The sequence below is a fragment of the uncultured Agitococcus sp. genome (genome assembly GCF_937920075.1).
Classification (GTDB): Bacteria; Pseudomonadota; Gammaproteobacteria; order Pseudomonadales; family Moraxellaceae; genus Agitococcus.
In genome coordinates, this window is the sequence record NZ_CALETI010000493.1 from 1 (window position 1) to 2,735 (window position 2,735).

Here is a 2,735-nt window from a genome sequence, read left to right on the forward strand (position 1 = left end):
TCAGGATACCAAGTATCAATAGTGCGTAAGGCATTGCCGATTTTTTGTGAGTGCATTGCCGCAACATCATTAACAGAATATAAAATTTTGCTTTTGTCGCCTTTGCCTTTATCCAGTACTAATTCCTCACTAGGATAGACTTCTTGTGCTGACCCTACTAAGGCATAAGCCTCAATATTGAGTAGCAAGTAGGGTATTTTGCCACTTAATGCGTCTGCAATTTTGCTGGCAAGAGCCAACACATTTGCATGACTGCTATCAAAGTTTTTTAAGCTAAAATCATGTGCATTAAATGTCCATGTATCACTGCCAGCCGTAATTACAACCTCTACTTTTTCTGCACCCACACGGTTACGCCACAAATAACGACCGTTAGCAAGATTAATGGCATAACGCTTAGCCAGTTCAGTAAAGCCTTCGTGTTCAACATAACTGTTGGCAGCAGTAGCATAGGCTTGATTAAAGGCTTCGTTGTTACAGGCAGAAGGCTTTTCGACTCCACCTAATACTTTCAAGGTAAAGTGTAATTTGAGTGTGTCGTGATGTTCACCTAATGCACAAGCATCTACTTTTTGTAGATTGGGCTTTTCAACTTCGGCATTGAGTTTAAGAGGGTCATTTTTAATCGCATCTTTTAGACGGTTAGAAATAGTCCCACGTACCGACTTTTCAATCAGTTTAAGTGGAGTTGTTGTTTGATAACGTTTTTCCCATGTTGTGCCATATAAATAACCATCTGATGGAACTAATTTTTTTTCAAAGGCAAGAACGGTGGCAATCATTTTTTCTACTTTAGCCATGATAAATCTCCTTAGGCTGTTTGTGTGTTGGTTTGACAAAGGTATAAGTTTTGACTTTGGTCAACGTGGTATTGCCAAAGCATTTGGTCTATATCGTGAATACGGTAAGGCATAACAAATTCGCCTAGTGTTAAAACACTTTCGGCAAAACGATGAGGGGTAGTGCTGTCACGTTGATTTTGAGCAATCGCTAAGTCAGATATGCCTTGAAAACCAACGGCAATTGGCACAAGCCATCCTTTTTCTAGGCGTTGCGTTGTCCAAGTCACATTACCATCATTGTCTTGTTTGACACGGTGCATGAGTTTTAAGTGGTCAAGTAGAGCGTCTAGGGCATCTTTTTTTCCACTATTCATTGACTTAATCATTAAGTCGCGGCGTTCAATTAAAACGTGACCCAGCATAAGTTTGTTGGTGATTTTTCTTAATTCGCTTGGTTCATCTTCGTTTAAGTACAATTCTTCGATAGGTTTAACAGAGAGAATGTCACCACTTGCCATTTTAAAACGCGGTAAGCTTTGATTGATTAGCGCAATAAAATCGTTGAGTTTTACCTTGCGTACGCCGTCATATTCAATCAACAAAGATACCGTTAAATGACAACGCGCTTCTTCAATAAAAGCAGGGCGATTACCGTCTTTATCTAAAGGGTTGGATGTGCCAATAATTGAGCTAATAAAATCACCACGCCCTTTATAAACTTGCAAATCAAAGGCATGACAGCTAACACCCACTTTCAAAAAATTGACATCACTAAAGCCTTGTTGTTGAGCGTGACGTTGTAGCGCATGAACTGCACCTAACCAAGCTGTCATCGCAGGAAAACCAATGGTATAAGGGCTACTCATCGCGTTGGCATTATGGATTTTGATATGTGGAATGAGTAAAAAACGGCGCATTAAAAAAACTCCTTGTCTTGGCTAATCGCTTCTTCAACAAACTGGCGAATATGGTTTGATTCTGTTGAGCTTAGTATGATTGCACCATTATTTTTTTGACTAGCTTCATAACTATGCACAATCCAACCAGCAAATGAGCGACTGACCGCCTCTAGCCAAAGCTCTTGGTTGGTGCGTTGTTCTAAGTGAATGTCATCAAGCCAAATACGTTGGGCTAAAGGTAGTTGTTTGTAGTGTTCTGTTTCTGACCAACCTATATTACTTGCTCTAATGACAAAGGCTTTTTCTAGTATTTGGTCAATCACAAATTTAATACGCCTATTAATTGCCTCGCGTATATTGATATTGTTAATGTCCAAAATCATCAGTTTATGCAGCGCATCAAAGTTGTCTTTAAATTGTCCACGCCATAAGCTATTTTTAAAGAAGTCGTAAGTGGGTAGGCGTATATCGCGTTTTTGTAGGGTAGGTGGTGTGCTTGGGAGTAAGTAAGCGCGCCCTGCATTTTGACTATTTAAAACACTGATATTTTGGGGTTGAGTGCCGCCATAGGCAGTGACGCTTAAATCTAATAAATCATCAAAGCCTGTAGGGTGATATTTGTTGTCTTTACGTTGTGCTTTGGCCTCTTTGGATTCATCAGAAAACCGCATTTTATCTATCGTAGTTTTGATTTTTGTGAGTAATCCTGATGGCGTAAGAATAGATAATAAGTGGTAATTTTCTACGACAGGGAAATACACTTGTTTAACTAATCTATCCGTTTTTATAGAGCTGTCAGCTTGTTTAATACTAATAAAACCTTGTTTTAATTCATCATAATTAGCGGTATTTATCGTTAAAATAGGCTTAATCACTTCGCTATCATTTGTCGCTCTGAAGCTAAGTTCAAGCAAACTGAGGCAAGCTTGAAAACTCATCTCCAACAGATTCTTGAACCTTGTCCTTTTCTGACTGAGAGTGAACCAAACTTCATCGATGGGCTGCGCACTTTACTTAGAACTAATACCAAGGCCGATGAGGTTTTTCCATGAAT

3 protein-coding genes are annotated in these 2,735 nt (G+C 39.2%); all 3 read right to left on the reverse strand.

Annotated elements, in window-relative coordinates; translation table 11 throughout:
• Positions 1 to 800, reverse strand: an 800-nt coding sequence (gene csy3, locus Q0212_RS16555) for a type I-F CRISPR-associated protein Csy3 (protein ID WP_297927582.1), incomplete at its 3' end; no start/stop codon positions are given.
• An 11-nt stretch (positions 801 to 811) separates the two neighbouring features.
• Positions 812 to 1,699 (reverse strand): type I-F CRISPR-associated protein Csy2, encoded by an 888-nt coding sequence (csy2, locus tag Q0212_RS16560; RefSeq protein ID WP_297927584.1) that lies wholly within the window; start codon positions 1,697 to 1,699, stop codon positions 812 to 814.
• The gene (locus Q0212_RS16565; RefSeq protein WP_297927586.1) at positions 1,699 to 2,619 is read right to left on the reverse strand and encodes a type I-F CRISPR-associated protein Csy1; all 921 of its coding nucleotides are present in this window, start codon (positions 2,617 to 2,619) and stop codon (positions 1,699 to 1,701) included. The genes csy2 and Q0212_RS16565 overlap by 1 nt, the downstream gene beginning before the upstream one ends.
• Between the last annotated feature and the right edge of the window lie 116 nt (positions 2,620 to 2,735).

What these genes read in the sequence shown, in the direction of transcription:
- Q0212_RS16565 (WP_297927586.1), bottom strand. Translation starts at nt 2,619, where the DNA reads ATGAGTTTTCAAGCTTGCCTCAGTTTGCTTGAACTTAGCTTCAGAGCG.
- csy2 (WP_297927584.1), bottom strand. Translation starts at nt 1,699, where the DNA reads ATGCGCCGTTTTTTACTCATTCCACATATCAAAATCCATAATGCCAAC.